Origin of the sequence: Staphylococcus pasteuri (assembly GCF_030547725.1) — a bacterium.
Taxonomy (GTDB): Bacteria; Bacillota; Bacilli; order Staphylococcales; family Staphylococcaceae; genus Staphylococcus; species Staphylococcus pasteuri.
Genome location: NZ_JAUOQO010001066.1, coordinates 1 through 232 on the forward strand (window position 1 = coordinate 1; position 232 = coordinate 232).

The window sequence follows — 232 nt, forward strand, 5'->3', positions numbered from 1 at the left end:
TCATTGTTCACTCATTTATCGCAATCGAAATGTCCGACCTCAGGGCGGTGTCACCTTTGGCTGGACTGCGGCTTGGGAGGGTCGAGTGGCCATGACTCGTCAAGATGACAACATCGGCTTACGTGGCGGTGTACGAGTCCGTGTTGGTGAGTCTGTAAATGAGCAAATCGTTTGTGATGACGTAGCTTATTTCCTAGAAAACGTAGTCGCTTAATTCAGCAGTGGTAGTGGC

The 232-nt window shown here is 50.0% G+C and carries 1 protein-coding gene; it reads left to right on the forward strand.

Annotated elements, in window-relative coordinates:
• The first annotated feature begins 91 nt into the window (after positions 1-91).
• On the forward strand, positions 92-214 hold the full coding sequence (locus Q4528_RS16425) for a hypothetical protein (RefSeq protein WP_303522863.1): 123 nt from the start codon (positions 92-94) through the stop codon (positions 212-214).
• Positions 215-232 lie beyond the last annotated feature (18 nt).